The following is a 25,530-nucleotide window of genomic DNA, read 5'->3' as shown; positions in this document are numbered from 1 at the left end:
GTCAATTCTCCCATGATTAGTTGAGCCTTCAAGGATTGGCGGGCGCTGGCTGCGCGGGGTACTACTTGTTCGAGTCAGCCGTTTCCGTGCCGAAGGGCAGGGAATCGACGTCGAGCCGCGGGTTTTCGTCCTGCGTTGCCACCAGCTCGCGTGCCTCGGCGGCGGTGTCCACGCTCGGCATTGACCCCGGCATGGGCCGGTTTGCTGATTCCTTCATGATGAAGACGGCAACGGCTCCGACAACGGAGGTGGCCATCAGCCAGAAGGCGGGCATCAGGTCATTGTCCGTCGCGTTGATCAGCCCCTGCATGATCAGCGGCGCGGTGCCGCCGAAGATGGCCACGGCAAAGTTGTACGAGATGCCCATGGCGCCGTAGCGGCTGGCCGTGGTGAACAGGGCCGGAAGCGCCGAGGCCAGGTTGGATACGTACAGCGTCACCGGCACGGCCAGCAGGACCAGGCCCAGCAGCGTGGACCAGATCGGGCCCAGGGCGATCAGCAGGAACGCCGGCACGGCCAGGGCGATGGTGAAACCGGCGCCCATCAGCAGCACCGGGCGGCGGCCGATGCGGTCCGACAGCTTCCCGGCCAGCGGGATGCAGGCTGCCATCAGCACCAGGACCGGGATGGTCAGCAGTGTGCCGTGCAGGGCGTCATAGCCCATGGAGTCCGTGAGGTAGGACGGCATGTAGGACGTCAGCGTGTAGCCCACGGTGTTTGCTGCGGCAACCAGGGCCATGGCGACGAGGATCGGCCGCCAGTAGAGGCCGATCATTGCCAGGGTGCCCGGAGGAGTGACCGATTCGTCGGGGTTGTCCGAGGCGGCGTTGGCCTCCTGGGCGTCCAGGGTGGCCTGGAATGCCGGGGATTCCTCGATCTTGAGGCGGAAGTAAATCGCGATCAGGCCCAGCGGACCGGCGATCAGGAACGGGATGCGCCAGCCCCAGTCCAGCATGGTCTCGGCGCTCAGGGTCAGCTGCATGACGGAAACGACACCGGCGCCCAGGGCGAAGCCCAGGTAGCTGCCCGTGTCCAGGATGCTGGAGAGGAACCCGCGGCGCTTGTCGGAGGCATACTCGGTCACGAAGGTGGTGGCACCGGCGTATTCGCCGCCGGTGGAGAAGCCCTGGAGGAGCTTCATCAGGATCAGCAGGACCGGAGCCCACATGCCAATCTGGTCATAGCCGGGCAGGAGCCCGATGACGAAGGTCGATGCGGCCATCAGGATGAGCGTTGTGGCCAGCGTCTTCTGGCGGCCCAGTTTGTCGCCGAGGCGGCCGAAAACAATCCCGCCGAGCGGACGGGCAAGGAAGGTGGCGGCGAAAACACCCAGGCTGAAGATCAGCTGGGCGGAGGCATCGGCCTCGGAGAGGAACACGGCACCCATGGTGACGGCAAGGTAGCCGTAGACACCGATGTCAAACCATTCCATGGTGTTGCCGACGACGGTTCCGCCGACGGCCTTTTTCATCATCGATTTGTCGACGACATTCACATCATCGACCTTCAGGCGCCGGCGTCCCAGAACGGGGCGGCGCTTAGTCGGTGCATCTTTAGGCATGTTGGCTTTCTTTCCTAGAAGTCAGCTGCGTGTATCGGAAGCAACCGGCCAGACGCCACAATAGGCGCCGGGCAGACCATCAAGTTTAGGAAAAACGGCCCCGCTAACCGAATTGCGGGGCCGGCTGAAGCCGCTGGAAAGCTTTCACGCGGGACCTAATCCGCGCCAGCATAAGGACTGCGGCGGGAATTGTGAAACACCTCACCGCTGGCCGTTTTGGGGCTGAAAATTGCCCTCAATTCGGTGTTTCAGCGGCCTGCGGGCACGTCCAAACGCACCGGAACCGGGTATTTCGGACTGAGGTTGTCACCGGATGAAACACCGCGCAAACGGCGTCCCACCCAGGGCCCCAGGTACTCCCGTGCCCACTGCGCGTCCCGGCGCAGCTGGTCAACCCGGGTCCGTGCCGGCAGCGCATCCAGCTCCGGCAGATCGATCGCGTCGGTGCGGCGCAGGACCTCCAGGACTTTTTTGGCCGTGAGCATGTGCCCGGCCGGCGACATGTGCAGCCGGTCGATATCCCAGTACCGTTCGTCCTGGAGTTCCTTCATCCGCCAGTAGTCCACCAGCTCGGCGCCGCGGCGGTCCACGGCCTCGCGCACCAGTTCGTTGTAGAGGGCGGTCCGTCCGCGGGTGGCACCGAACACGGGGGCACGGCCAGAGTCGAATCCGGTGAAGACAAGAACCGCAGCGCCGGAGGAACGCAGGGCGGCAATGCCGGCGTCGTATGCGTTGACCAGGGCGTCGATGTCCACTTTGGGGCGCAGGATATCGTTGCCGCCGGCGTAGATGGTGACCAGGGTGGGCTGCAGGGCGACGGCGGCGTCCACCTGCTCGGCGAGGACCTGATGCAGCTTCTTCCCGCGGATCGCCAGGTTCGCATACCCCCATGAATCGTCGGCGAGCATCAGCTGCTCCGCCACCCGGTCCGCCCACCCGCGGACGCCGTTGGGACGGGATTCGTCCCAGTCCCCCACGCCTTCGGTGAAGGAATCCCCCAGGGCCACATAACGAGAAGTAAAAGTCACTCCCACAGGGTACAAGTTGATCCGGCCGTTCCCGCATCCGCCAGCACCGGGCGCCGGGGCGGATTAGACTCTGAAGCACACCGCACCTCCGCCGCAGGCCTCCTGCGCAGTGAGCAGTTCCACCCAGCCGGTCAGCTCCACCCAGCCATTTCGTTCCACACCGCCATTTCGTTCCACACCGCCATTTCGTTCCACACAGCCAAGCCGCCGCCCAAAGGACCCCATGACCACCTCAGCCGCAGGAACGCGCCAGCGCGTCGCCGTCATCATGAACCCGATCAAAAAAACGGATGTGGACATCCGCGCCCTGGTTGGCCGCATATGCCGGGACGAGGGCTGGGATGAGCCGCTGTGGCTGGAAACCACCAAGGAGGACCCGGGCCGCGGAATGGCCCGCGACGCCCTGGACGCCGGGGTGGATCTGGTCATTGCAGCCGGCGGTGACGGCACCGTTCGCTGCGTGGCCGCCGAGCTGACGGGCACCGACACTCCCCTGGGCCTGCTGCCCCTGGGCACCGGAAACCTGCTGGCCCGCAACCTGGACATCGCCGTCGACGACCCGGAGGCTGCCGTCACCGCAGCCCTGACGGGAGCCGACCGCAACATCGACGTCGTCCATGTCACCCTTGACCGGGCGCTGAAGGGCGACGTTTTCCTGGTGATGGCCGGACTCGGCTATGACGCGGCCCTAATGGGAGACACCAACGATGCGCTGAAGGACAGGGTGGGCTGGCTGGCCTATGTCGACGCCGGTATCCGGAACCTTCCCGGCAAGCCCGTCAAGAGCACCATCCGGCTGGACGGCGGCAAGGAAATCCACGGCCATCCGCGCAGCGTCATGGGGGGAAACTGCGGAAAAATCATGGGCGGGCTGGAGATTTTCCCCGGCGCACGCATCGATGACGGGCTGCTGGACGTCATGACCATGGCACCCAAGGGGCGGTTCGGCTGGTTCAGCGTTGTGGCCGGACTGCTGCGCCGCGGCAAGGGGAGCACGTCCGTGGACTACTACCAGTGCAAGGAAGCCGAGATTTTCACCGAGACGCCGCAGGAGTTTGAGGTTGACGGCGATCACTTGGGCAAGGCATCGCACGTGGCGCTCCGGGTGGATCCCAGTGCCCTAAGGGTCCGGATGCCCCATGGGAAGAAAGACCCGGCGATCCTCACGGATCCCCGGGTCTAGACGCAGGATTCCCGGGCCGGGAGCTAGATACCCAGCCAAACGGCAGGATCCTGGTATTCGCCGTTGATCATCACTTCAAAGTGCAGGTGCGGACCGGTGGAATTACCCGTGCTGCCGATGGCGCCGATCACCGTGTTGAAGTCCACCTGCTGGCCCACCTCAACGTGGATTTCGCTCAGGTGGTTGTAGGTGGTTTCGGTGCCGTTTCCGTGGTCGACCACGATCCGCAGGCCACCGTACTGGTGGTACTCGGCGTAGGTCACCGTTCCACCGGCAGCGGCCTTCACTGGGGTGCCGGTGACAGCACCAAAGTCGATGCCGTTGTGGAATTCCAGGGCCCCGCTGGCCAGCAGCGGGTTCTCGCGCCAGCCAAACGGCGATGTTACCCGCAGTTCGTCCAGTGGTACTGATGCGGGCTCCGGTTCGGGCTCGGGAGCGGGCTCCGCCGGGCCCTCCACCGGTGTGGTGGAACCCTGTCCCTCGGACGGCCCTTCGGGTTCAGCCGGTTCCGCTTCCGCGGGTTCCTCAGCGGGGAGCTCCGACACCACCGTGGTGCGCTGCAGTTCTCCCGGCTCATGGGCTGACTGGGCCGTTCCCACAACCACCGACCCCACCACCAGTGCGGCTGCCGCGCCCATCGCGCAGGTGCGGCGCCCGGGAGCGGTAAACCACCGCAGGTCCAGCGGCAGTGACTTTGCCGCCGCCGGGAGTTGGGCCGGCCAATATTTCCGAACCGCCGAAGCAACGTGTTTACCCGGCGGACGGTTATCAGTGGCCCAGTTAAGGGCCAGCTTCCGCAATTCCGTCAGATAACGCAGGTTCTCCGTGGTTTTCTTCGTAATCCATCACCTCTGTGCATTGTTCGGCAAAGGGGCAGTGAACAAGAAATACTGTGGCTAAGAGCACGGAGCGGTACTCCCGCAAATGAGATCACGGAGCAGCACTCCGACTCCTTCATTTTACGAGTGCGGGACTGCTGACCGGAAACGATTGTGAGCAATTACCGCGCACCGCGCGGCGGCCGTCACATCCTAGGATTCGGCCCGGCCGCTGCGCCAGTAACCCATGAAGGCCACCTGCTTGCGGTCAATGCCGGCTTCCGTCACCAGATACCGGCGCAGCCCGCGCACCACTGCAGCTTCACCGGCAATCCAGGCGTAAAACGGCAGCGCACCGGAGGGCGCATGGGGGTTTGGTGTGGCCTTTACCGCGGCTTCGGTCAGCCGCTGCGGCGTCTCCCACAGGATGGCCTCGTCAACGTTGACGTCCTCGATAACCGGGCGCGGCGGCACCGGCGCCCCGTCCACGGAGGCCCAGCCGGGAAGGACGACAGCTTCCCGGACGGCGGCCTCGAGGAGCTCGCCGTGGGGACGGGAGCCGCGGGGCAGCCAGGACACCTGCACTGAGGATTGGGTGGACACCGGCAGCGTGTCGGTGTCTGCGGGAACCTCCAGCAGCGCATGCCCGGTGATGTCCGCGGGCAGTGATTCCAAGATGGCGGTAATGGCCGGGACGGCTGTTTCGTCGCCGGCCAGCAGGACGTGCCGGGCCATGCCCGGACGCCACTCGACGCCGCCGTAGCTTTCCGCGGTGACGCAGTGTGCCGCGTTGGGCCCGATGATGCTGACCCGGTCACCGGGCTGTGCCGCCGCGGCCCAGCTGGAGGCCGGGCCGCCCTTGCCCGCCTCATCAAAGTGCAGGACAAAGTCGATGTCGATCTCCGGCTCCGGGCCTCCGCAGCGTGCCGCGCGGACGGTGTACGTGCGCATGGAACCGCGCACGCCGGCGTCGAGCTGCAGCCAGTTGCGGTACCAGGCGGTGTCACTGCAGTCGAACTTCGGCATGGGCAGCGCCCGGCCGTCGGAGTCAACCGAGGGAACCACCACTTTGATGCGCAGGTCGTGGGTTTGTCCCTGGACGCCAAACTCGGCGAGGCAGGAGCCGGCGAAGGTGATCCGCTGGAAGTTCCCGCTCAGCCGCTGGACCCGCTTCACTTCCACTTCGAAGCACATGACCGCTCCTGCGCTGGAGGCACGGCGTGCCTTGCGGGGAGCGGCGGTTGCTCCGTTGCGGGTGCGGACCTGCGTCATGATGCTGCCTCCAGGCGGTTCTTGATGGTCGATGTGGTGCCGGTGTCCTGCGGGTTGGGCAGGTAGCCCACTGCTGACGCGTCCTTCGCCGGCGCGTCCTCCGGTAAGTCGTCCTGCTGCGGTGCAGCGGTGTGGTGGCGTCCCAGCGGAACCACCATGGGGGTGCCGGCAACGGGGTCGCTGATAACGCGGGATTCCAGTCCGAAAACGTCGCGGACAAGTTCCTCGGTGACGACGTCGGCCGGGGCGCCCTGAGCGGCAATGGCTCCGGATTTCATGGCGATCAGGTGATCCGCATATCGGGCTGCCAGATTCAGGTCATGCAGGACGATCGCCACGGTGGTGCCGGACCGGCGGTTGAGATCGGTGACCAGATCCAGCACCTCAATCTGGTGCGTGACGTCTAGGAAGGTGGTTGGCTCGTCCAGGAGCAGGATCTGTGTTTCCTGGGCCAGGGCCATCGCAATCCATACCCGCTGGCGCTGGCCGCCGGAGAGTTCATCAACGTTCCGGTCCGCCAGGTCCAGCGTGCCTGTTGCTTCCAGGGCGGAGGCGACGGCTTCGTCGTCGGCCGGTGTCCATTGGCGGAACCAGCCCTGGTGCGGGTAGCGGCCGCGGCCCACGAGGTCGGCGACAGTGATGCCGTCGGGTGCGGTGGGCGTCTGGGGCAGCAGTCCCAGCGTCCGTGCAACTTCGCGTGCCGGACGTGAATGGATGTCCTTGCCGCCGAGCAGCACGGTCCCGCCGGCGGGCTTCAGCAGCCGCGACAGCCCGCGCAGCAGGGTGGATTTGCCGCACGCGTTGGCGCCCACGATCATGGTGATCCGGCCGGCCGGAAGGGTGACCGACAGCCCGTCCACCACAATGCGTTCCCCGTAGGAAAGCACCAGGTCCTGCGCGCTCAGGGTGGGCAGCTCCTGCTCACCGGACAAGTTCTGGGGGTTTCCCATTTCAGCCTCCTCGGCCTACACGGTTGGAAGTGACCAGCAGCCACAGCAGGAACGGAGCACCCAGCGCGCCGGTCACCACGCCCACGGGAAGCGATACGCCGGGCACCAGGTTGGATCCGGCAAAGTCAGCGGCCAGCACTATCACGGAGCCCACCAGCGCCGATGCGGCCAGGGACTGCCGCCCGCCGAGGAGGCGGCGGGCGATGGGACCGGAGAGGAACGCGATGAAGGAGACGGGACCGGCGGCAGCGGTGGCGACGGCGGCCAGGGCCACGCCGGTCACGAGCAGGCCCAGCCGGGATGCTTCCACGTGCAGGCCCAGGCCGGCGGCGGTGTCGTCTCCGAGTTCCAGTCCGCGCAGCTGCCGGGCGAGTACTGCCGCGGCCGGCAGCAGGATCAGCATTCCGATGGCAAGGGCACCCGCGCGGTCCCAGCTGGCGGAGTTGAGGGACCCGTTGAGCCACACCAGGGCCTGTGATGCGGTGCGGATATCGGTGCGGGTCATGAGGAACATGACCACCGCCTGCATCACTGCGGCAAAGCCAATGCCCACCAGGATGAGCCGGTAACCCGCGGCTCCACCGCGCCGCGACAGCAGGTAGATAGCCAGCGCCACAACCAGGGCGCCCACCAGCGCAGCCAGGGAAACAGTGGTTCCGGTGGCTCCGAAGACCACAATGCCCACCACCGCACTGGCGCTGGCACCGTAACTGATCCCAATGATGTCCGGGCTCGCCAGCGGGTTGCGCAGCATGGTTTGGAAGACGCTTCCGGCCATCCCCAGCGCGGCACCCACCATGGTCCCGATCACGGCCCGCGGAAGCTTGCTCTCCATGACGATGTACGTGGCGCCCGGAATCTGCTCCCCGCCAAGGATGCGGAAAAAGTCCGGAATGGTCACCGTGTAGGTGCCCAGCAGGATGCTGACGGCAAACAGGACGACGACGGCGCCCGCCAGGGCCGTTGTGACGGTGCGGACACGCCGGACGGACGTGCGGCGTGCGGAGCTGACGACGGCGGCGCCTTCGGACCTCTCCAGCAGCGCGCTCACAGTTGGGCCGGCTTCCGGCGCCGGACCAGCCAAATGAACACCGGCGCACCAATGACCGCGGTCATGACGCCTACGGGGATTTCGGACGGCGGCAGGGCCAGGCGGCCGGTGATATCGGCGATCAGCAGCAGGATGGGCGCCAGGACCAGGGAGAAGGGGAGGATCCAGCGGTAGTCGGGTCCGGTGAGGGAACGGACCATGTGCGGAATGACCAGGCCGACAAAGGCGATCGGACCTGCCGCGGCAGTGGCGGCGCCGCACAGCAGGACCACGCCCAGGGCGGTGATGCCGCGGCTGAGCGCCACCCGCTGGCCCAGGCCCCGGGCCAGGTCATCTCCCAGGGACAGTCCGTTGAGGGCCCGGCCGGCCCCGAGCGTGATGACGGCTCCCACCGCCAGGAACGGCAGCACGGCAGTGATTACGTCCCAGCCGCGGCCGGATACGCTGCCCACCTGCCAGAAGCGGAAGACGTCGAAGGTCTGCTGGTTGGAGACCAGCAGGGCGCTCATCATGGAGCTGAGGCCGGCGGACAGGGCGGCGCCGGCCAGCGCAAGTTTCACCGGTGTGGCGCCTTCCCGGCCCAGGCTGGCGACGGTGTAAACCACGACGGCGGCCAGCGCCGCACCGGCCAGGGCAAACCAGATATAGCCGGTGAAGCTGGCAACGCCGAAGCCGTAGATGCCCAGGACCACAAAGAATGAAGCCCCGGCATTGACGCCCAGGATTCCGGGGTCCGCCAGCGGGTTGCGGGCCACGCCCTGCATGGCGGCTCCGGCCAGGCCCAGCGCGCCGCCGGCCAGCAGCCCCAGGACCGTGCGGGGTATGCGGGAGGCAACCACGGCGTGGTCTCCGTTGGCCGGATCAAACGCGGTCAGCGCCTGAAAGACAGTTTCCAGGGGCAGCGCCCGCGCACCCAGGGCAACGGATGCCAGGCATGCCACCGCCAGGACGGCCACGGAGGCCGCCAGGAGAGCGGCCCGGGCGGCCGGGCGGACTCCGCGGCGGCTCCCGGCAGCTGCCGTGGGGGCCGCCGGGGCGGTCTGCGCGGCGGTCATGATTCGGGGTGCCGCAGAGTGGCTGACGTTCACGCCCACGGCGGCACCTCCTTAAGACGGAATAATCTTAAGTAAGGCTAACCTACGGTGCGGGTGCTTAAGAAACATTTCCATGTCCTATTACCCTCCCGGCGGAAAACTATCCGGGAAGCCGGGGATTCATGCGGCTCCGTGCCCCGGAGTCACTTCCTCGCCGGCACGGACCGGTCCGGGAGCAGTCCCTTCACCGAACGGCCGGCCGCCCAGCTCCTCCCGGTGGTGCTCGCTGAGCCAATTCGAAACATCCGGGCCCTTGGGCACGATCCCCGTGGGATTAATGTCCTCGTGAACGATGTAGTAGTGCGCCTTGATCTGCTCAAAATCGACGGTGTCGCCGAACCCCGGGGTCTGGAACAGGTCCCGGGCGTAACCCCAGAGGTTGGGCATCTCCGTGAGCTTGTTCCGGTTGCACTTGAAGTGGCCGTGGTACACCGGGTCAAAGCGGACCAGCGTCGTGAAGAGCCGCACGTCGGCCTCGGTGATGGTGTCACCGATCAGGTAGCGCTGCCGGGACAGGCGGTCCTCCAGCCAGTCCATGGCAGTCCACAGCCGGTCATAGGCCGCGTTGTAGGCTTCCTGCGAACCGGCGAAGCCGCAGCGGTACACGCCGTTGTTGATCTCGGTGAAAATGCGCTTGTTCACCGCGCGCATTTCCTCCAGGTGTTCCTCCGGCAGCAGGTCCGGAGCGCCGTCGCGGTGGAACTCCTTCCATTCGGTGGAGAAGTCCTCGGTGATCTGCGGGAAGTTGTTCGTCACCACGGCACCGCTGGGGATGTCCACGATGGCCGGAACAGTGATGCCCCGGCTGTACCCGGGCGTGCGCCGGAAGAACGCTTCCTGCAGGCGTTCAATGCCCAGGACCGGATCCCTTCCGTCAGGGTCCAGATCGAAGGTCCAGCTGCGGGCGTCATGGGTGGGGCCGGGCGTTCCCAGCGAAATCGCATCCTCAAGGCCAAGCAGCCGCCGGACAATGATGGTCCGGTTGGCCCAGGGGCAGGCGCGGGCAGCGATCAACCGGTACCGTCCGGCCTCCACGGGGTATCCGTCGCGCCCGTCACGCGTGATGCGCGTTTCAATGTAGTTGGTGTCCCGGGTGTACTCGCTGCCGCCGGTTACATACGCTCCGCGCGTGCTGAACCCTGAACCGCCGTCCTGCTCTGTTCCAGTGCTGTCGGCCATGACGCTCCCCGTTCAGGTGTGACTTTTGGTGGTGATCATTCTCTCTCCACAATAACTGCTGGCTGTCCGGCCGTTGCTTCCGATGTGTTCCGCGGCTGCCACCGGTAGAGTCGGGAAGACATTGCCGCTTAGCCATGAGAACCAACAGCCGAAGAATCCCGGTGCGGAGTCTTCGGCGGGGAAGGACCCAGCCAGATGCGAGTAGCTGTTATCGGAGCAACCGGGAATGTCGGTACAGCCCTGCTGCGCCGGCTTGCACAGGCGCGCGGCGAACGCCCGGACGGCCTGGAGATCGTGGGTATTGCACGGCGTATACCGAAAACCGGTGCCCCGCCGTACGACGGCGTTCAGTGGCACAGTATCGACATTGCCACCGCGGAGGGCCGGGACAAGCTGACGGAAGCGCTGCGGGGCGCGGATGCCGTGGTGCACCTGGCCTGGGCCATCCAGCCGAACCACGACGAAGCCGAACTCCACCGCATCAATGTCCACGGCACCGAGAACGCCCTGGCCGCGGCTGCCGCCGCCGGTGTGCGCCAGTTCGTCTGCGCTTCCTCGGTGGGCGCATACTCCCCCGCTCCGAAGGACCGGCTCACCGATGAGTCATGGCCCGCCCGCGGCATCGCCAGCTCCCACTACAGCCGGCACAAGGGCGAACAGGAAGCCCTTCTCGACAAGTTCGAGCGGGAGTACCCGGAGATTCCCGTGGCGCGCCTGCGGCCGGGCCTGATTTTCTCTTCCGACGCCGGAACCGAGATTGGCAGCTATTTCCTGGGCCCGCTGGTGCCCAAATTTGTTCTGAACAAGCTGAAACTGCCGCTGATTCCGCTGCCCAAGGAGTTTTCCTTCCAGATTGTCCACGGTGATGACATGGCCGATGCCTATTGGCGGGTGGTGGACCAGCGTGCGGAGGGCGCCTTCAACATCGCAGCCGATCCCATCATTACGCCGGAGCTGCTGGCCGGAGTCCTGGGTGCCCGGCGGCTGCTGAACATTCCCGTGAAACTGTTGCGCGCCGTCGTCGGCATCACATGGGCCGCACGTCTGCAGCGCACTGATCCCGGCTGGATCGACATGGCTGCCGGGGCTCCGCTGATGGATACGTCCCGGGCGAGGGACCTGCTGGGCTGGCGTCCGCGGAAGACATCCGTGGAGTCGCTGAAATACGTCCTGGACGGCCTGTCAGCAGGCGACGGCGTTAAAGGTTCGCCGCTGCTGGCTCCCCGGCGCTGAACTGCGGCGGGGCTTCCGCCCCTGCTGTCCTTACCGCGGCCGCCACGTCTTCCTGCAGCAGTTCCGCGTTCAGGGCCACCGCCAGGCGGTAGGCGTCCCCCGCAGCCGCCACCACCTGGCTGGATGGATCCGTGACGTTGCCGACCGCCCAAATGCGGTCTGCGCCTGTCCGCCCGGCGTCGTCGGTCTCCAGGCAGCCGTCGGCGTCGCGGCTTAACCCCGGCACTTCCGCCAGCAGGGGGTCCACAGCGGCACCGGGTTCGCAAAACACTGCCCGGCACGGCACCCTGCGTCCGTCCGCGAGGACCACCGCCGCCACGGCATCGTCCCGGACCTGCAGTTCGGCCGCCGTGCCATGCACCACCGTTATGCCCATGGCCGCGAGGGCCCGGGCGTCGTCACCGGTCAGCTCCATGTCCTTGCCGCAAATCAGCGTGACCTCGTCCGAAAAAGTACGCACCAGGAACGCCTGCTGCACGGAAGACGGTCCGGAGGCCAGGACCGCGAGCGGGCGTTCGGCCACTTCCCAGCCATGGCAGTACGGGCACTGCAGCAGGTCCCGGCCCCAACGTTCGGGCGCCCCGGTAATCTCCGGGGGTACGTCGCGAAGCCCGGTCGCCACCACCACATGCCGGCCGTGCAGCACCCGGCCGTCCGCCAGTTCCACGCGCCGGTCCGGGGTCAGCGCGGTGGCCTCGGCATCGATGATGTCAACGTCGTACCGCTCCAAATCCACGCGGCACAGCCGGAGGAGTTCACGGGGCGGAACACCGTCGCGCGAGGGAAAGCCGTGCACGTGGTCCGCCGGAGCATTCCGCGGGCGGCCCGCATCAATGACACAGACACGGCGGCGGGCCCTTCCAAGGACCGTCGCGGCCGTGAGTCCGGCAATTCCACCACCAATAATGATCACGTCAAAGTGCGCTGAACCCGCGCCGGAGCCATAAGTCATGGAACTTTTGTACAGCAGATTTGGGAAATCGTCAGCACCCTTATAGTTGCCCTACACTTTTCGACATGGATACCAGCACGCAGGCACCGACTGCCTCAAAACTCAAGCAGGGGATCACGGGCCCCATGCTGTACCTCTTTATCCTCGGCGACGTCCTGGGCGCCGGAATATACGCCCTCGTCGGCGAAGTTTCAGGCCAAGTGGGCGGCGCCATCTGGGTGCCGCTGGTGGTCGCCCTGGGCCTGGCGCTCCTGACCGCTGCCTCCTACGCCGAGCTTGTCACTAAATACCCCAAGGCCGGCGGCGCCGCGGTGTTCGCCCAGCGGGCCTTCAAGGTTCCGGCGGTTTCCTTCCTTGTCGGTTTCGCCATGCTGGCTGCCGGCGTCACCAGCGCCGCCGGCCTGGCGCTGGCCTTCACGGGCGACTACCTCAGCCCGTTCCTGGATGTCCCCCCGGTCCCCGCAGCCATCGTTTTCCTGCTGCTGGTGGCACTGCTCAATGCCCGCGGCATTTCCGAATCGGTGCGCAGCAACGTGGTCATGACCGTCATCGAGGTTTCCGGACTGGTGCTGGTGATCGTCCTGGTGGGTCTCATGCTGGGCAAGGGTGAGGGCTATCCGGAGCAGATCACCCAGTTCCCGGCTGATGTGAACCCGGCAACCGCTGTTCTCGCGGCATCCGTCATTGCCTACTATTCATTTGTTGGCTTCGAGGTCTCGGCCAACATTGCCGAGGAGGTCCGCGATGTGCGCCGGGTTTATCCCCGGGCCATTTTCGCGGCCATGCTCACCGCCGGCCTTGTCTACATCCTGATTGGGCTGGCAGCGTCCATTGCCCTGCCCACCGAGGACCTGGCCGGATCCTCCGGGCCGCTGCTCGACGTCGTCAGCGCCACCGGCTTTGGTGTTCCGGACTGGCTTTTTAGCCTCATTGCCCTGGTGGCGGTGGCCAACGGTGCGCTGCTGACCATGATCATGTCCTCCCGGCTGACCTTCGGCATGGCGGAGCAGGGCCTGTTGCCGGGAGTGTTCGGCAAGGTGCTGCCCAACCGGCAGACTCCATGGGTGGCCATCGTGGCCACCACCGCAGTGTCCATGATCCTGACCATGACCGGCGGACTGGCCTCCCTGGCCGAAACCGTCGTCCTGCTGCTGCTGTTCGTCTTCCTGAGCACCAACGTTGCCGTAATTGTCCTGCGGAAGGACAAGGTGGAGGAAAAGCACTTCAGAGCCCCGATTATTCTTCCGTACCTGGCCATCGCCTCCTGCGTACTGCTCCTGACCCAGCAGGACGCCACGGTGTGGCTGCGCGCGGGCATCCTGATGGGCGTGGGGCTTCTGCTGTTCGGCGCCAGGTTCCTCTCCAAGGGCAAGAACCTGGGTTCCCAGGGCAAGTAACTCCCGCTAAAACAGCGCTGCCCCGGACCAAGCGGTCCGGGGCAGCTCCTGTTACGGGGTCTTTCTATTCGTGCAGGTGGTCGTCGTAATCCTTGCCGGCGTGCTGCTGGCGCAGCTTGCGGCCCTGCTCGATGTCTTCCTCTTCCTGCTCCTGGCGCTTTTCCGTCTGGCGCGTGTCGCGCGCTGGCAGCTGCACGGTCTCCTCAGCCTGGATCCCGGCCTGGAGTTCACGCCCGCGCTCCACCTCGGCGTCAAACTCGGCACCGAACAGCAGCGACAGATTGGCCAGCCACAGCCACAGCAGCAGGACGATCACGCCACCGATGGCGCCGTAGGTGGCGTTGTAGCTGCCGAACCGGGCTACGTAGAAGCTGAAGCCAAGGGTCGCGATGGCGAGAATCACCAGCGCAATAAACGCGCCCATGCTCATCCAGCGGAACTTGGGCTGCTTCACGTTGGGGGTGGCGTAGTACAGGATGGCGATGACCAGCACCGCAAACAGGACCATCACCGGCCACTTGGCAATATTCCAAATGGTGAGCGACTCCGACCCGAGGCCAATGAAGTTGCCCAGGGTTTCGGCGATCGGCCCGCTGATGACCAGCATGATGAGCAGCGCCGCGACCAGCAGGATCAGGATCAGGGTGACCAGCAGCTGGGTGGGCAGCAGCTTCCAGGCCGGACGCCCTTCATCCACTTCATAGATGCGGTTCATGGACCGCCCGAAGGCCTTCACATAGCCGGATGCTGACCACAGGGCACCGGCAATACCGACAATCAGCGCAAATCCGGCGGCACCGGAAGTGGTCAGCTGCTTGATGGGCCCTTCCAGGACCCCCACGGCGCTTGCCGGGGCGAATTCCTTCAGGAAGTCGAGCATGGTGTTGGTGGTGCTTTCGGCCTGTCCCACCAGGCCGAGTATGGACACCAGCGCCAGCAGGGCCGGGAACAGTGCCAGCACCGTGTAGTAGGTCAGCGCTGCGGCGAGGTCGGTGCACTGGTCCTTGCTGAATTCCCGGACCGTCTTGCGCAGGATGTACTTCCAACTGGGCTTTGTAACCTCGGCCGGGCTATCCGGCTTGCTCGCGTGTTCGGGATCCGGTGCCGTTTGGGCCCGCCCTCCGCTGTCCTGCTGCGCCATGACGGCCTCCTGGGTGCGTTGAATTGCAGACTTTTATCCTATTGGTAAGGGGGCTTACTACCAAAGGACTTCACTAGGCCATTCGGGCGTCCTGCCGGCCGCCGGGGGTCAGAACTGCTTGTAGTAGTCCGTGAGCAGCGTTTCTTCCGCGGGACTGAGCGCGCCGTCGGGATCCACCACAGGCGAGTCATCGACCGCCTCCCGGCTGAAGTTGACGTAAATGTCGTCTTCATCCCGGCGCGCTCCCGCCAGCGGAACAAAATGCTGCCTTGTTTCAAACAAGCCCAGTGCAACGGTAATCCATTCCGGCTCGCCCGTGGCCCGGTCCAGGTGCACCTGGCCCACCAGCCCCAGCCGCTCGCCGTCCTTGGCCCATACGTTGGAGCCCTGCAGTTCATGGATTACAAATTCGTCTGCCATGTCTGTTCCTCTGTTCCCTGTTGACGGTCGGATGGGCACCCCGTGCCCTGCTGCCAGCCAGCCAGAAGGATGCCCGTCTGTCAACCGACGGAAGAAGATTGGGCCACGAATACGCTAGTCGTCCACGGAGTTCTCTTCGCGCTCCTCGAAGACCTGCTTGCCCGGGCCGGCAAAGGAATGACGGCGGTCAATGGCCTCGATCGAACCGGTGAAGAACTGCGATGTGCTGGTGTCTTCCGGATCTCCCCCGGCGCGGGACCGGGGCGCCTTGTGCACCCCGGGGGCCTTGGCATGGACTTCTTCCCAGCGCTGGCGCGGCAGTGCTCCCGGGTGCCATTCCTGCAGGTAGGTGACCATCGCTTCACGGACCAGGCAACGCAGGTCAAAAAGCGCTCCGCTGTCCTCCGCGCTGACCAGGATGCGCACACGCACCAGGCTGTTGACGGCGTCGGTAATCTGCAGCACGCCGGTGCGTCCGTCCCACAGCTCGGTTCCGGCGAGGGTCTCCTTCAGGTGCGCACGCAGGTCGCCCACGGGAGCCCGCCAGTCCAGGTCCAGTTCCACGGTGCCCAGGATCGCGGACTGCTTCCGGGTCCAGTTCTCGAACGGCGTGGAGGTGAAGTAGGTGGACGGCAGGATCAGGCGCCTGTCATCCCACAGATGCACCACCACATAGGTCATGGTGATTTCCTCGATCGTTCCCCACTGGGTCTCCACGACCACAACGTCGTCAACCCGGATGGCGTCAGTGAAGGCCAGCTGGACCCCTGCAAAAACATTGGTAAGACTGCTCTGCACGGCAAGACCGGCGACGATGGAAATCAGACCGGCGGAGGCGAGGATACCGGCACCAAGCGCCTGTACTTCGGGGATGGTGAGCAGAACGAATGCCACGCCGATGGTGACAATAACGGCCACGCCCACCCGGCGGCCCAGCATGATCTGCGTTTTCAGCCGGCGCATCCGGCGGTTGTCCTTGCTGTCGGTCGAGTATTTGCTGAGCAGCATCACCTCGACGATGAGCAGGACGACGACGGCCAGCCAGGCCAGCGAAGCGATCAGTCCCAGCGTGAGGACGTAGCTGACCGGACCAAACCACTCTGCGCCGGCGGCGGTGGCGCCGAGGCCTATCCGGATGCCGATGAGGGACAGCACCAGCCGCAGGGGATTACGGCCCTGAGCTATCGCCTCCCGGATCCGTGGAACCCGGCGGAAGATCCTGGCGAGGGACTCCTGGAAAATCCGCGCGAGCAGCAGGGCTGCTCCCACAGCGAGCAGAACGGCGAACACTGGTTTGAGGTCGGAGGCAATACTGAGCAGATCTTGCATACATCCGATCGTGTCAGTTGCCCCGGGGGTCGTGTCCAATTGGCGGCAGCCCGGCGAACGTGAGAACGGCAACAGCCGAACGCAAAAGGAAGCACCCCCGACTATCTTCGGAGGTGCTCCCTTGGGGAACCTATTTGCTTGGCGTTTACTTGCCTGCGTCGGCCGCCGCTGCTGCTTCGGCGATCATCGGCACCACGTTGTCCAGGGCGTACGGGATGCTCAAGACATTGATGGCGGAGACGGAGAAGATGCGCTCTGCGTTGGAGTCGGCAACCAGGCCGCCGTTCTTGACCGCGGGGATCTGGCCCAGCAGGGGATCCGAACTGAGGGCAGCCGCAGCTTCGTCATCCTGCACCCAGGTCACAAAGACATCGGAGTCCAGCTGGTTGGCGTTTTCGTTGGCCCAGGAGTAGTAGAACTCACCATCCGGGGCGTTCTCATCCACGATCGGTGCCTGGACCATGCCCAGTTCGGTGAGGAATTTCGGACGGTTGTCCAGGGCCGTGTAGATGGAGGAACCGGCCGGGGCAAGGTTTCCGTAAATGAAGCTTTTCCCTTCAAGCTCGGGGTGATCCGCGGCAGCATCCTGAATGGACTGTTCTGTCTCGGCGATCAACTCGTCAGCCTTGTCGGACAGGCCCAGGGCTTTGCCGGTCAGTGCGGCGGTGTCCTGCCACGATGTGCCCCACTGGGCTTCCGGGTAGGCCACGACCGGCGCGATCTTGGAGAGCTTGTCGTAGTCCTCCTGGGTCAGGCCGGAGAAGGCAGCCAGGATGACGTCGGGATTGGTGGCCGCGACGTCGTCGTAGGCAATGCCGTCTGCCTCCGAGTACTGGACCGGGGCGCCTTCAGAACCGATCGGTGCACCGAGTTCTTCGAGTGCATCATCGATCCACGGAGTTGTGCCCTGCTCATTGCCGCCGTATTCGATGGTGGGCATGCCCACCGGGACAACGCCGAGGGCAAGGGCTGTTTCCGCGTTTGCCCAGGCGACGGCCGCTACGCGCTCGGGAGCGGATTCGATGGTCGTTTCGCCGTATGCATGCTCGATGGTGACCGGAAATGCATCAGCTGCGGCGGAGGAGCCGGTGCCTGCATCGGCCTCTCCTCCGGCGGAACCGGTTGAGCATGCGGAGAGGGACAAAACGGCGACGGCGGCAACGGCCGCAGCGCGGCGCATCCGAAACAGGGCCATGGGGGCTCCTTGACTGAAGGGAAGGTAAGTTTCAACGCTGACCAGTGTCCGGGAAGCCGGACAAAAGTAAGGGTATCCTACCCTTGCCCCTATTACGCAACATCAGTCTTGCGTATTACCGCTCACAGCCCATTGCGGGCCGCGGGGGCGGGCCCGCACGCCGGACTAATCGGGCGTTTCGCCCGGGTAGAGGTACACCTCTCCACTGCGCACCTCAACCCGGTGTGCTTTCGCGTTCACCAGGGCAGGAAGACACAGCGCTTCTCCGGTCCGGAGGCAGAACCTGGCTGAGTGGATGGGACATTCCACCTCACCGTCCTCGATCCACCCCTCCGACAGCGACGCCTCCTCGTGCGTGCAGGTGTCGTTCAGGGCATAAAAGCTTCCATCGTCGCTGTGGAACACCGCTATGTCATCCGCAGTGCCCGCCACCTCGGCGTCAACCTTCAACGCGGTTCCTTCATCAATGTCTTCCGCGGCAGCAACTCGAATGCCTTCACTCATGTTTTACCCTCTTCCGGCCCGGGGCCGTGATGTTCCTACTGGATCCACTCATCACGTTACCCCGGCCGGCGGGCGGGTGCGCTCGGCGCTACAACGACGCAGATGCGCCTGCCCGGTGCACTTCCAGCTCCCTGATCAGGCTTATCAGCTCCCGGCGGAGTTCGGGCCGGATGTCAGCGCTGAACCCGGCGCGCTCTATGTCGTCGGCCTGCAGCAGCATCCGGCGGCCATGGTCGGAGATCCCCACCATCCGGCGGGCCGACCCGTCAGTCCCCGGCGGCAGCTCAGCCACCAGCCCCTGGCGCGCCATTGTCACCAGCGAGGTTCCCAGCGTCTGTGCCGTAACCCTCAGCCGGCGCGCCAGCTCGGCACGTTTCAACGGCCCGTCCGCCATCAGCACCCGCAGCACCGTGACGCGCTCCTGCGTCAGGCCAACTTCCCGCAACCGGTTGTCCACTTCACGGCGCACCAACCGCGCGGCCGTTGACAGTAACCGGACGGCTTCCCAATCCCCCTCGTTCTGCATCTGCCTGCTTCCCTGTATCCATCGCCCCTTGTCTGGGTCCCCACTAGCATCGGAAATAATCAGTGTGCTTACCATTCCAACGCTACAAGGGGGGCAGTTGTCAAGAATTGAGGTCTTGTTTGGGCGGTGCGCCTAGCCGATTTCGGCACAGCACCGGGGAACCCTTTCTGGCTGTCCCCTCCGGGCGTAGGCTGGGGCGGCACAGCCAACGAAGGCTGCCTGGTGCAGCCCGGATGAGGGGAACCGCCATGAGCACAAAGGATCTGCAGGATGCCCGAAGCGCCGGCGACGACGGCGTCCGGGAGGTCAAGGAGCGGGTGGTCACCGCCCAGGACGCCCGCGCATTGGCCGAGGCCTCCCGCATCAGCGAAGACCGGCGCCCCAGCTTTGCCAAGGGCATCTACATGGGCAAATACAACCTGGACCTCATCCGGCCGCAGCCTGTGGATCCGGAAGCGGCAATCCGGGAGCGGGACTTCCTGGACCGGCTCGCCGCATACTGCGCCACCCTGGACGGCCGGCTGATCGAGCGGACCGGTGTCATTCCGGATGGCTACCTCCGGGGCCTGACCGAGCTGGGCGTCTTTGGCATGAAGATTCCCCGGCAGTACGCCGGACTTGGCCTGTCCCTGCTCGCCTACGGCCGTGGCCTGATGCTTCTGGGGTCGGTGCATCCCAGCCTTGGCGCACTGGTGTCGGCCCACCTGTCCATCGGCGTTCCGGAGCCGGTTAAGGTCTTCGGGACGGCGGAGCAAAAAGAAGAGTACCTGCCGCGCTGCGCCACGGGCGCCGTTTCCGCCTTCCTGCTGACAGAGCCCGACGTCGGGTCCGACCCGGCCCGCATGCGCGCAACGGCGGTGCTGTCCGAGGATGGCAGCGAATATGTGCTGGACGGGGTCAAGCTGTGGACAACCAACGGCGTCATTGCCGAACTGGTGGTGGTCATGGCCGCAGTGCCGCCGCACGGTTCCGAAAAAGGCGGGATCAGCGCCTTTGTGGTGGAAATGGATTCTCCGGGGATCACGGTGGAGAACCGGAATAATTTCATGGGCCTGCGCGGCATCGAAAACGGGGTGACCCGCCTCCGCGGAGTCCGGGTCCCCGCGGCCAACCGCCTGGGCCGGGAGGGCCAGGGCCTGAAGATCGCGTTGACCACCCTGAACACGGGCCGCCTCTCCATTCCGGCCCTGTGTGCGGCGTCCGCCAAATGGTCGGTGAAGATTGCCCGCGGCTGGACCGGGACCCGGGAACAGTGGGGGCGGCCAATCGGCCAGCACGAGGCCGTGGCGAAGAAGGTGGCCTTTATCGCCGGCACCGCCTTCGCGCTGGAGAGCGTTTTTGAGCTGTCGGCCAGCATGGCCGACGCCGGAACCAAGGACATCCGGATCGAAGCCGCACTGGCAAAGCTGTGGGCATCAGAGATGGCTTACCGGGTGGGCGATGAACTGGTGCAGATTCGCGGCGGCCGCGGCTTTGAGACCGCCGATTCCCTGGCCGCCCGGGGAGAGCGGGCCGTTGGCGCCGAGCAGCAGCTGCGGGACCTGCGAATCAACCGGGTCTTTGAGGGCAGCACCGAAATAATGCATCTGCTGATCGCCCGCGAGGCCGTTGACGCCCATCTCAAGGCCGCCGGTGATTTGGCCGTCGCGGACGCAACCCTCAACAGGAAAGCCCGGGCCGCGGTAAAGGCAAGCGGTTTCTACGGCCGGTGGCTGCCCACACTGGCAGCCGGTCGGGGTTCGGTGCCCACGTCCTATGCGGAGTTCGGCCCGCTTGCCGGCTACCTGCGGTATGCCGACCGCGCTTCCCGCCGCCTGGCCCGGTCCACCTTCTATGGGATGGCCCGGTGGCAGGCGGGGCTGGAGCACCACCAGGTTTTCCTGGGCCGGATCGTGGACATCGGAGCCGAGCTGTTCGCCATGTCTGCTGTCTGCATGCGCGCTGAGACAATGCGTCGGAAGGATCCGGTGGAGGGAGCGGCAGCCTTTGAACTGGCCGCCGCCTTCTGCGCCCAGTCCCGGGTGCGGACCGACACGCTCTTTGATGACCTGTGGCGCAATTCCGATGCCGAGGACCGCCGGCTCGCGAAAGGTGTCCTGGCCGGGCGGTACACCTGGCTGGAGGAGGGAGTGCTGGATCAATCCGAAGGGACCGGCCCCTGGATTTCGGAGTGGGCCAATGGTCCTGACGCCGGGGAAAACCTCCACCGCCGGTACCGCTGAGCCCCGCATCCTGCTTTGCGCACACCGGGCCAGCCGCCATCCGGTGGCTCAGTGTGAGCATTGACACATCATGTGGCCTGCACCAGACTTAGCGTAGGCAGCATGCATACCAAGCGGTTGCTTGGTAGCGGGTCGGTTCTGACAAGGGAGTCAAGGTGCAGGAAAACAGCGTCAGTGCCCGCCGGCTGGAGGGCAAGACCGCCATAGTCACCGGGGCCAGCCGCGGCATCGGTCTTGCCGTGGCCCGTCGGATGGCGGCGGAGGGCGCCCGGGTCTGCATCACCGCGCGGAAGCCCGGCCCCTTGGAGGAGGCAGCGGCGTCGTTCCCCGAGGGCACGGTCCTGGCCGTTGCCGGAAAATCCGACGACGCCGGGCACCGGGCCGAAGTGCTCGACACCGTTGCGGGCGTCTTTGGCCGGTTGGACATCCTGGTCAACAACGCCGGCATCAACCCGGTGTACGGTCCGCTGATGGATCTGGATGCCGAAGCCGCCCGGAAGATCATCGAGGTGAATCTTTACGGCACGCTCGGCTGGGTGCAGGACGCCTATCATCACGAAAAGCTCGATTTTGCCGGCCGCGGCGGGTCCGTCATTAACTTGTCTTCGGTCAGCGCACAGACGCCATCCCCCGGAATAAGCTTTTACGGTGTCAGCAAGGCCGCCATCGAGCAGCTCACCCGTTCCCTGGCGGTTGAACTGGGCCCGGCCATCCGGGTCAATGCCCTCGCTCCCGCCGTCGTCAAGACGCAGTTTGCCCGCGCCCTGTATGAAGGCCGGGAAGAGCAGGTGGCCGCCGCCTACCCCCTCGGCCGGCTTGGCACGCCCGAAGATGTGGCTGCCGCCGCGGCCTTCCTGGCGTCCGACGACGCGGCCTGGATTACCGGCCAAATCCTCAACCTCGACGGCGGCCTGCTGGCTGCCGGCGGCAACGCCTGAGCAGCAAAGGACACCACGCATGAATACCCTGCCCTCCGACGTCGAGGACCTGCGTCTGCGCACCCGGGACTTTATCCGATCCGTGGTGATTCCCGCGGAGCCTTCACCCGGTGAACGGCTGGACGAGGACACCCTCGGCCGGCTGCGCGCCTCGGCCAAGGACGCCGGGGTCTACGCCCCGCATGCCCCCAGGGAATACGGTGGCCAGGGGCTGCCGCTGAAATTCTGGTCGCCGATCTTTCAGGAGGCCGGTTACTCGTTGATTGGGCCGACCGTCCTGAATTGCCAGGCACCGGATGAAGGCAACATGCACATGTTGGAATTGATCGGAACGCAGGCACAAAAGGAGCAGTATCTGCGTCCGCTGGTCTCCGGGGAAGCCCGGTCCTGCTTCGGAATGACTGAACCCCATCCCGGTGCCGGATCGGACCCGGCCGCCCTGCAGTCCTCGGCGGTCAAGGTGGACGGCGGCTGGGTTGTCAACGGCCACAAGCGTTTCACCAGCGGTGCCAACAATGCCGCTTTCTGCATCGCGATGGTCCGCACGCCGGCACTGGACGGCTCGTTGCCGGGAGGCGCTGCCCCCGCCGGCGCCACCATGCTCCTGGTGGATATGGACACGCCGGGGGTCCGGATCGGCCAGCAGATCTCCACCATGGACCGCGCCATTGGCGGCGGCCATCCGCACCTGCACTTTGAGGACGTCTTTGTACCCGACAATGCCGTTCTGGGGGCGCCGGGCGAGGGATTCCGCTACGCCCAGGTCCGGCTGGGCCCGGCCCGGCTGACGCACTGCATGCGCTGGCTCGGGCTTGCCCGGCGGGCGATGGACATTGCCCTGGACCGGACCAACACCAGGGAGATTTTCGGCTCCGCCATGCATGAATTGGGCATCGCCCAGGACATGCTGGCGCTGAACGTGCTGGACCTGGAAACGTCCGATGCCATCATCACCAAAACCGCCATGCTGCTGGACACCGATGCCAGAGCCGGTTCCGCACTGTCCTCAGTGGCGAAAACACATACCTCCGAAGCCGTGTACCGGGTGATCGACCGGTCCCTTCAGCTGTGCGGCGGCGACGGCGTCTCCGACCGCCTGCCGCTGGCGTCCTACCTTAATGAAGTGCGGGCGTTCCGCATTTATGACGGCTCGAATGAAACGCATAAGTGGGCCATTGCACGGCGGGCTTCAGCCACGCGGCGCCGTGAGGTCGAACAAGGCGCACCCTTCCAGGCAGGCGTCGACGGAACGCCCTCCTACAGCTCCGCGGAGGCGTAGGAGATGGCAACGGGCGCGGCATCGCTGCTTTCCGTCCCGGATGGAACCGAAGTGGTGGCAACCCGGGCCGAGGCCGACAAACTGGCTTCGCCTCCCCTGCTCATTCTCGACGCAGTTACCGCGTTCCTGGACGAGCACAACCTTGGCTCAGGCCCCCTGTCCTGGGCCCAGATCGGGGACGGGCAATCCAACGTCACCTACCGCATCCAGCGCGGCAGTGATGTCTTTGTCCTTCGGCGCGGGCCCCGACCTCCGCTGCCGCCGTCCACCCACGACATGGTGCGGGAAGCACGAATCCAGCAGCTCCTGAAAAGCCGCGGTGTTCCGGTTCCGGAAATCCTGGCGGTCTGCGGGGACGAGTCGATCCTCGGCGTGCCGTTCTATGTCATGTCCTATTTGGACGGCCTCGTCATCACCAACACCATCCCGGCGGCCCTGGACTCCGCGGAGCAGCGGCTGGCGACCAGCAACGCCGTCGTCGACACCCTGGTGAAGCTGCACAGCGTGGACGTGGCGGAAGGCGATTTGGCCTCCTTCGGCCGCCCCGACGGATACCTGCGCCGCCAGGTGGAGCGGTTTTCCGCCCTGTGGGACATCAATACCACCCGCTCGCTTCCGGATGTGGGCCTGCTCGGCGGGTGGCTGGCTGACAATCTTCCCGACAGCCAGCAGGCCGCCGTCCTGCACGGTGACTACCGTCCGGGGAACCTGATGTTCCACCGCAGCGCGCCCGCGCGGGTGGCCGCCGTCCTGGACTGGGAAATGGCCGCCGTCGGCGATCCGCTCGCGGACCTGGGCTATCTCACGGCAACTTATGCCGAGCCGGGCAGCCCGCCCAGCCCCCTGGAACTGACCGCCGTCACCCGGAATCCGGGATATCTGCGGCGCGGCGACGTGATTAAGCGCTATCAGGCGCAAACCGGTCTATCGCTTGATGCCCTTCCCTGGTACCAGGCGCTGGCCCTTTGGAAGGCGTCGATTTTCTGCGAGGCCATCTACACCCGCTGGCTCAAGGGAGAACGGCCCAACGACACACAATTTGCCCCGTCCATGGCGGCCGGTGTTCCGCAGCTGCTCGCGCAGGCGCGTGTTTTCGCCGGGCTGTCCCCTGCCGCCGTGGACTAAGGCCGCCGTGGATTAAGGCACGATGACCGCCCGGCCAATGATCTCGTTGTTCTTCAGCTTTTCGTAGGCCTTGGGCGCATCGTCCAGGGAATACACCTCGGTGTGCACGTTGATGCCGCTGGAGCGGGCCAGGTCAAAAACTTCGATCAGTTCCGGCCTGCTCCCCCAGTACGGAGAGCGGATGGTGGCTTCGAGTGCTCCCGACATGAAGCCGACGGGAAGCACGCCGGCGCCCACACCGAGCAGGACCTGGTCCCCCTGGGTCCGGATCATGGCCTTGCCCAGATCCATCGTGGCCTGGTTGGCGACGAAGTCGAAGACCGCGTTCACGCCCTCGCCGTGGGTCAGGTCCCTCACCAGATCCACTGTTCCGGATTCTGACGGGAAGGTGTACTGAGCGCCAACGTCCGAGGCCAGATTCAGCTTGTCCTCGCTGATGTCCAGCGCCACCACAGTGGCCGGGGTCATAGCCCGCAGGAGCTGGACGGCAACGTGACCCAGCCCGCCAACGCCAATCACCACGCAGGTGGCACCGGCATGCAGCTTATCCAGTGACCCCTTAATCCCGTGGTACGGGGTCAGGCCGGCGTCGGTCAGGGATACATTCTTCACCGGATCAAGGTCCCCCAGCGGAACCAGGTGCCTGGGGTCGTCCACAATCATGTACTCGGCCATGGCTCCGGGGGCGCCCAGGCCAGGCGGCATAATGCCGTATTTGGCGGCATTCGTGCAGTAGTTCTCGCTGCCCTTGGAACACTCGTAGCAGCGCCCGCAGCCCCAGGGACCATAGACCGCAACGGACGTTCCCAGCTCCAGGTACTTCACGCCGTCGCCCAGCTTGTCCACCACTCCGGCGCCCTCATGTCCCAGCGTTTGCGGCCGGCCGTACACATACTGGTCATCCGGCAGGCTCATGATGAACTCATCCGAATGGCACACGCCTGCGGCGCTCACCTTGATGCGGACCTGGCCGGGCCCGGGCTCGGGAGTTTCTATCTCCACTACTTCGGGCGGGGAACCAATGGTGCGGTATTGAAGAGCCTTCATGGGAAACTCCTGATCTCCGTGCCCCGGACGCGTGGTCGGCCGGTCGCGGCTGGTGGATTCGGGCGCTTTAATCGTTGCACCCATCA

The 25,530-nt window shown here is 65.5% G+C and carries 23 protein-coding genes; 7 read left to right on the top strand and 16 right to left on the bottom strand.

Annotated elements, in window-relative coordinates:
* Positions 1-61: 61 nt before the first annotated feature.
* Together AAE021_RS17670 and AAE021_RS17665 are read right to left on the bottom strand one after the other, a co-directional pair.
* Positions 62-1,561, bottom strand: a complete 1,500-nt coding sequence (locus AAE021_RS17670) for an MFS transporter (RefSeq protein ID WP_342023597.1) — start codon at positions 1,559-1,561, stop codon at positions 62-64.
* Between the two features lie 248 nt (positions 1,562-1,809).
* The gene (locus tag AAE021_RS17665) at positions 1,810-2,589 is read right to left on the bottom strand and encodes an SGNH/GDSL hydrolase family protein (protein WP_342023596.1); all 780 of its coding nucleotides are present in this window, start codon (positions 2,587-2,589) and stop codon (positions 1,810-1,812) included.
* A 223-nt stretch (positions 2,590-2,812) separates the two neighbouring features.
* On the opposite strand from AAE021_RS17665, the gene AAE021_RS17660 reads away from it, so the two are divergent.
* Complete coding sequence (locus tag AAE021_RS17660; RefSeq protein WP_342023595.1) at positions 2,813-3,772, top strand: diacylglycerol/lipid kinase family protein; 960 nt, start codon at positions 2,813-2,815, stop codon at positions 3,770-3,772.
* Positions 3,773-3,795: 23 nt separating this feature from the next.
* On the opposite strand, the gene AAE021_RS17655 is transcribed toward AAE021_RS17660, so the two are convergent.
* The 6 genes from AAE021_RS17655 to AAE021_RS17630 form a co-directional block, all read right to left on the bottom strand.
* Positions 3,796-4,410, bottom strand: a complete 615-nt coding sequence (locus AAE021_RS17655) for a M23 family metallopeptidase (protein WP_342023594.1) — start codon at positions 4,408-4,410, stop codon at positions 3,796-3,798.
* 393 nt (positions 4,411-4,803) lie between these two features.
* A complete protein-coding gene (locus AAE021_RS17650) occupies positions 4,804-5,862 on the bottom strand; it encodes a siderophore-interacting protein (protein WP_425362420.1) in 1,059 nt (352 codons plus the stop codon).
* Complete coding sequence (locus tag AAE021_RS17645) at positions 5,859-6,812, bottom strand: ABC transporter ATP-binding protein (RefSeq protein WP_425362419.1); 954 nt, start codon at positions 6,810-6,812, stop codon at positions 5,859-5,861. Before AAE021_RS17645 ends, AAE021_RS17650 begins: the two co-directional genes overlap by 4 nt.
* 1 nt (position 6,813) lies before the next feature.
* Positions 6,814-7,863, bottom strand: a complete 1,050-nt coding sequence (locus AAE021_RS17640; protein ID WP_425362418.1) for a FecCD family ABC transporter permease — start codon at positions 7,861-7,863, stop codon at positions 6,814-6,816.
* On the bottom strand, positions 7,860-8,918 hold the full coding sequence (locus AAE021_RS17635; RefSeq protein ID WP_342025453.1) for a FecCD family ABC transporter permease: 1,059 nt from the start codon (positions 8,916-8,918) through the stop codon (positions 7,860-7,862). The genes AAE021_RS17640 and AAE021_RS17635 overlap by 4 nt, the downstream gene beginning before the upstream one ends.
* 159 nt (positions 8,919-9,077) lie before the next feature.
* Positions 9,078-10,136, bottom strand: coding sequence for a glutathione S-transferase family protein (locus AAE021_RS17630; RefSeq protein WP_342023593.1), 1,059 nt, complete (start codon positions 10,134-10,136; stop codon positions 9,078-9,080).
* Between the two features lie 195 nt (positions 10,137-10,331).
* On the opposite strand from AAE021_RS17630, the gene AAE021_RS17625 reads away from it, so the two are divergent.
* Positions 10,332-11,369: an NAD-dependent epimerase/dehydratase family protein gene (locus AAE021_RS17625; protein WP_342023592.1), complete on the top strand. Its 1,038-nt coding sequence runs from the start codon at positions 10,332-10,334 to the stop codon at positions 11,367-11,369.
* On the opposite strand, the gene AAE021_RS17620 is transcribed toward AAE021_RS17625, so the two are convergent.
* Entirely contained in the window at positions 11,335-12,321 is a 987-nt protein-coding gene (locus tag AAE021_RS17620; RefSeq protein WP_342023591.1) for an NAD(P)/FAD-dependent oxidoreductase, read from the bottom strand. The two genes, AAE021_RS17625 and AAE021_RS17620, sit on opposite strands and share 35 nt — an antisense overlap.
* 65 nt (positions 12,322-12,386) lie before the next feature.
* Between AAE021_RS17620 and AAE021_RS17615 the strand changes: the two genes are divergently transcribed.
* On the top strand, positions 12,387-13,718 hold the full coding sequence (locus tag AAE021_RS17615; RefSeq protein ID WP_342023590.1) for an APC family permease: 1,332 nt from the start codon (positions 12,387-12,389) through the stop codon (positions 13,716-13,718).
* 64 nt (positions 13,719-13,782) lie between these two features.
* Here AAE021_RS17615 and AAE021_RS17610 read toward each other — a convergent pair whose 3' ends face one another.
* The 6 genes from AAE021_RS17610 to AAE021_RS17585 form a co-directional block, all read right to left on the bottom strand.
* Positions 13,783-14,859, bottom strand: coding sequence for a YihY/virulence factor BrkB family protein (locus tag AAE021_RS17610; RefSeq protein ID WP_342023589.1), 1,077 nt, complete (start codon positions 14,857-14,859; stop codon positions 13,783-13,785).
* 108 nt (positions 14,860-14,967) lie between these two features.
* Entirely contained in the window at positions 14,968-15,279 is a 312-nt protein-coding gene (locus tag AAE021_RS17605; RefSeq protein ID WP_342023588.1) for a PRC-barrel domain-containing protein, read from the bottom strand.
* 114 nt (positions 15,280-15,393) lie between these two features.
* Positions 15,394-16,608 carry a mechanosensitive ion channel family protein gene (locus AAE021_RS17600; protein ID WP_342023587.1) on the bottom strand — a complete coding sequence of 405 codons (1,215 nt, stop codon included), beginning with the start codon at positions 16,606-16,608 and terminating at the stop codon, positions 15,394-15,396.
* 145 nt (positions 16,609-16,753) lie between these two features.
* Complete coding sequence (locus AAE021_RS17595; protein WP_342023586.1) at positions 16,754-17,803, bottom strand: iron-siderophore ABC transporter substrate-binding protein; 1,050 nt, start codon at positions 17,801-17,803, stop codon at positions 16,754-16,756.
* 165 nt (positions 17,804-17,968) lie between these two features.
* Positions 17,969-18,307: a bifunctional 3-phenylpropionate/cinnamic acid dioxygenase ferredoxin subunit gene (locus AAE021_RS17590; protein WP_342023585.1), complete on the bottom strand. Its 339-nt coding sequence runs from the start codon at positions 18,305-18,307 to the stop codon at positions 17,969-17,971.
* Between the two features lie 88 nt (positions 18,308-18,395).
* Positions 18,396-18,833, bottom strand: a complete 438-nt coding sequence (locus tag AAE021_RS17585; RefSeq protein ID WP_342023584.1) for a MarR family transcriptional regulator — start codon at positions 18,831-18,833, stop codon at positions 18,396-18,398.
* A 248-nt stretch (positions 18,834-19,081) separates the two neighbouring features.
* Here AAE021_RS17585 and AAE021_RS17580 point away from each other — a divergent pair, with 248 nt between their 5' ends.
* The 4 genes from AAE021_RS17580 (at position 19,082) to AAE021_RS17565 (ending at position 24,397) form a co-directional block, all read left to right on the top strand.
* A complete protein-coding gene (locus AAE021_RS17580; RefSeq protein WP_342023583.1) occupies positions 19,082-21,055 on the top strand; it encodes an acyl-CoA dehydrogenase family protein in 1,974 nt (657 codons plus the stop codon).
* Positions 21,056-21,210: 155 nt separating this feature from the next.
* Complete coding sequence (locus AAE021_RS17575; protein WP_342023582.1) at positions 21,211-21,993, top strand: SDR family oxidoreductase; 783 nt, start codon at positions 21,211-21,213, stop codon at positions 21,991-21,993.
* 19 nt (positions 21,994-22,012) lie between these two features.
* On the top strand, positions 22,013-23,272 hold the full coding sequence (locus AAE021_RS17570) for an acyl-CoA dehydrogenase family protein (RefSeq protein WP_342023581.1): 1,260 nt from the start codon (positions 22,013-22,015) through the stop codon (positions 23,270-23,272).
* A 3-nt stretch (positions 23,273-23,275) separates the two neighbouring features.
* A complete protein-coding gene (locus tag AAE021_RS17565; RefSeq protein ID WP_342023580.1) occupies positions 23,276-24,397 on the top strand; it encodes a phosphotransferase family protein in 1,122 nt (373 codons plus the stop codon).
* A gap of 12 nt (positions 24,398-24,409) precedes the next feature.
* Here the strand turns inward: AAE021_RS17565 and AAE021_RS17560 are convergent, their stop codons facing one another.
* Entirely contained in the window at positions 24,410-25,444 is a 1,035-nt protein-coding gene (locus tag AAE021_RS17560) for an NAD(P)-dependent alcohol dehydrogenase (protein WP_342023579.1), read from the bottom strand.
* Positions 25,445-25,530 lie beyond the last annotated feature (86 nt).

The sequence above is a fragment of the Arthrobacter citreus genome (genome assembly GCF_038405225.1).
Lineage (GTDB): Bacteria > Actinomycetota > Actinomycetes > Actinomycetales > Micrococcaceae > Arthrobacter_B > Arthrobacter_B citreus_A.
This window is presented reverse-complemented; position numbering and strand designations above follow the sequence as displayed.

Coding starts and splice junctions, on each gene's coding strand:
- AAE021_RS17670 (WP_342023597.1), bottom strand. CDS start 1,561: ATGCCTAAAGATGCACCGACTAAGCGCCGCCCCGTTCTGGGACGCCGG.
- AAE021_RS17660 (WP_342023595.1), top strand. CDS start 2,813: ATGACCACCTCAGCCGCAGGAACGCGCCAGCGCGTCGCCGTCATCATG.
- AAE021_RS17655 (WP_342023594.1), bottom strand. CDS start 4,410: ATGGGCGCGGCAGCCGCACTGGTGGTGGGGTCGGTGGTTGTGGGAACG.
- AAE021_RS17650 (WP_425362420.1), bottom strand. CDS start 5,862: ATGACGCAGGTCCGCACCCGCAACGGAGCAACCGCCGCTCCCCGCAAG.
- AAE021_RS17645 (WP_425362419.1), bottom strand. CDS start 6,812: ATGGGAAACCCCCAGAACTTGTCCGGTGAGCAGGAGCTGCCCACCCTG.
- AAE021_RS17635 (WP_342025453.1), bottom strand. CDS start 8,918: ATGACCGCCGCGCAGACCGCCCCGGCGGCCCCCACGGCAGCTGCCGGG.
- AAE021_RS17630 (WP_342023593.1), bottom strand. CDS start 10,136: ATGGCCGACAGCACTGGAACAGAGCAGGACGGCGGTTCAGGGTTCAGC.
- AAE021_RS17625 (WP_342023592.1), top strand. CDS start 10,332: ATGCGAGTAGCTGTTATCGGAGCAACCGGGAATGTCGGTACAGCCCTG.
- AAE021_RS17620 (WP_342023591.1), bottom strand. CDS start 12,321: ATGACTTATGGCTCCGGCGCGGGTTCAGCGCACTTTGACGTGATCATT.
- AAE021_RS17615 (WP_342023590.1), top strand. CDS start 12,387: ATGGATACCAGCACGCAGGCACCGACTGCCTCAAAACTCAAGCAGGGG.
- AAE021_RS17610 (WP_342023589.1), bottom strand. CDS start 14,859: ATGGCGCAGCAGGACAGCGGAGGGCGGGCCCAAACGGCACCGGATCCC.
- AAE021_RS17605 (WP_342023588.1), bottom strand. CDS start 15,279: ATGGCAGACGAATTTGTAATCCATGAACTGCAGGGCTCCAACGTATGG.
- AAE021_RS17600 (WP_342023587.1), bottom strand. CDS start 16,608: ATGCAAGATCTGCTCAGTATTGCCTCCGACCTCAAACCAGTGTTCGCC.
- AAE021_RS17595 (WP_342023586.1), bottom strand. CDS start 17,803: ATGGCCCTGTTTCGGATGCGCCGCGCTGCGGCCGTTGCCGCCGTCGCC.
- AAE021_RS17590 (WP_342023585.1), bottom strand. CDS start 18,307: ATGAGTGAAGGCATTCGAGTTGCTGCCGCGGAAGACATTGATGAAGGA.
- AAE021_RS17585 (WP_342023584.1), bottom strand. CDS start 18,833: ATGCAGAACGAGGGGGATTGGGAAGCCGTCCGGTTACTGTCAACGGCC.
- AAE021_RS17580 (WP_342023583.1), top strand. CDS start 19,082: ATGAGCACAAAGGATCTGCAGGATGCCCGAAGCGCCGGCGACGACGGC.
- AAE021_RS17570 (WP_342023581.1), top strand. CDS start 22,013: ATGAATACCCTGCCCTCCGACGTCGAGGACCTGCGTCTGCGCACCCGG.
- AAE021_RS17565 (WP_342023580.1), top strand. CDS start 23,276: ATGGCAACGGGCGCGGCATCGCTGCTTTCCGTCCCGGATGGAACCGAA.
- AAE021_RS17560 (WP_342023579.1), bottom strand. CDS start 25,444: ATGAAGGCTCTTCAATACCGCACCATTGGTTCCCCGCCCGAAGTAGTG.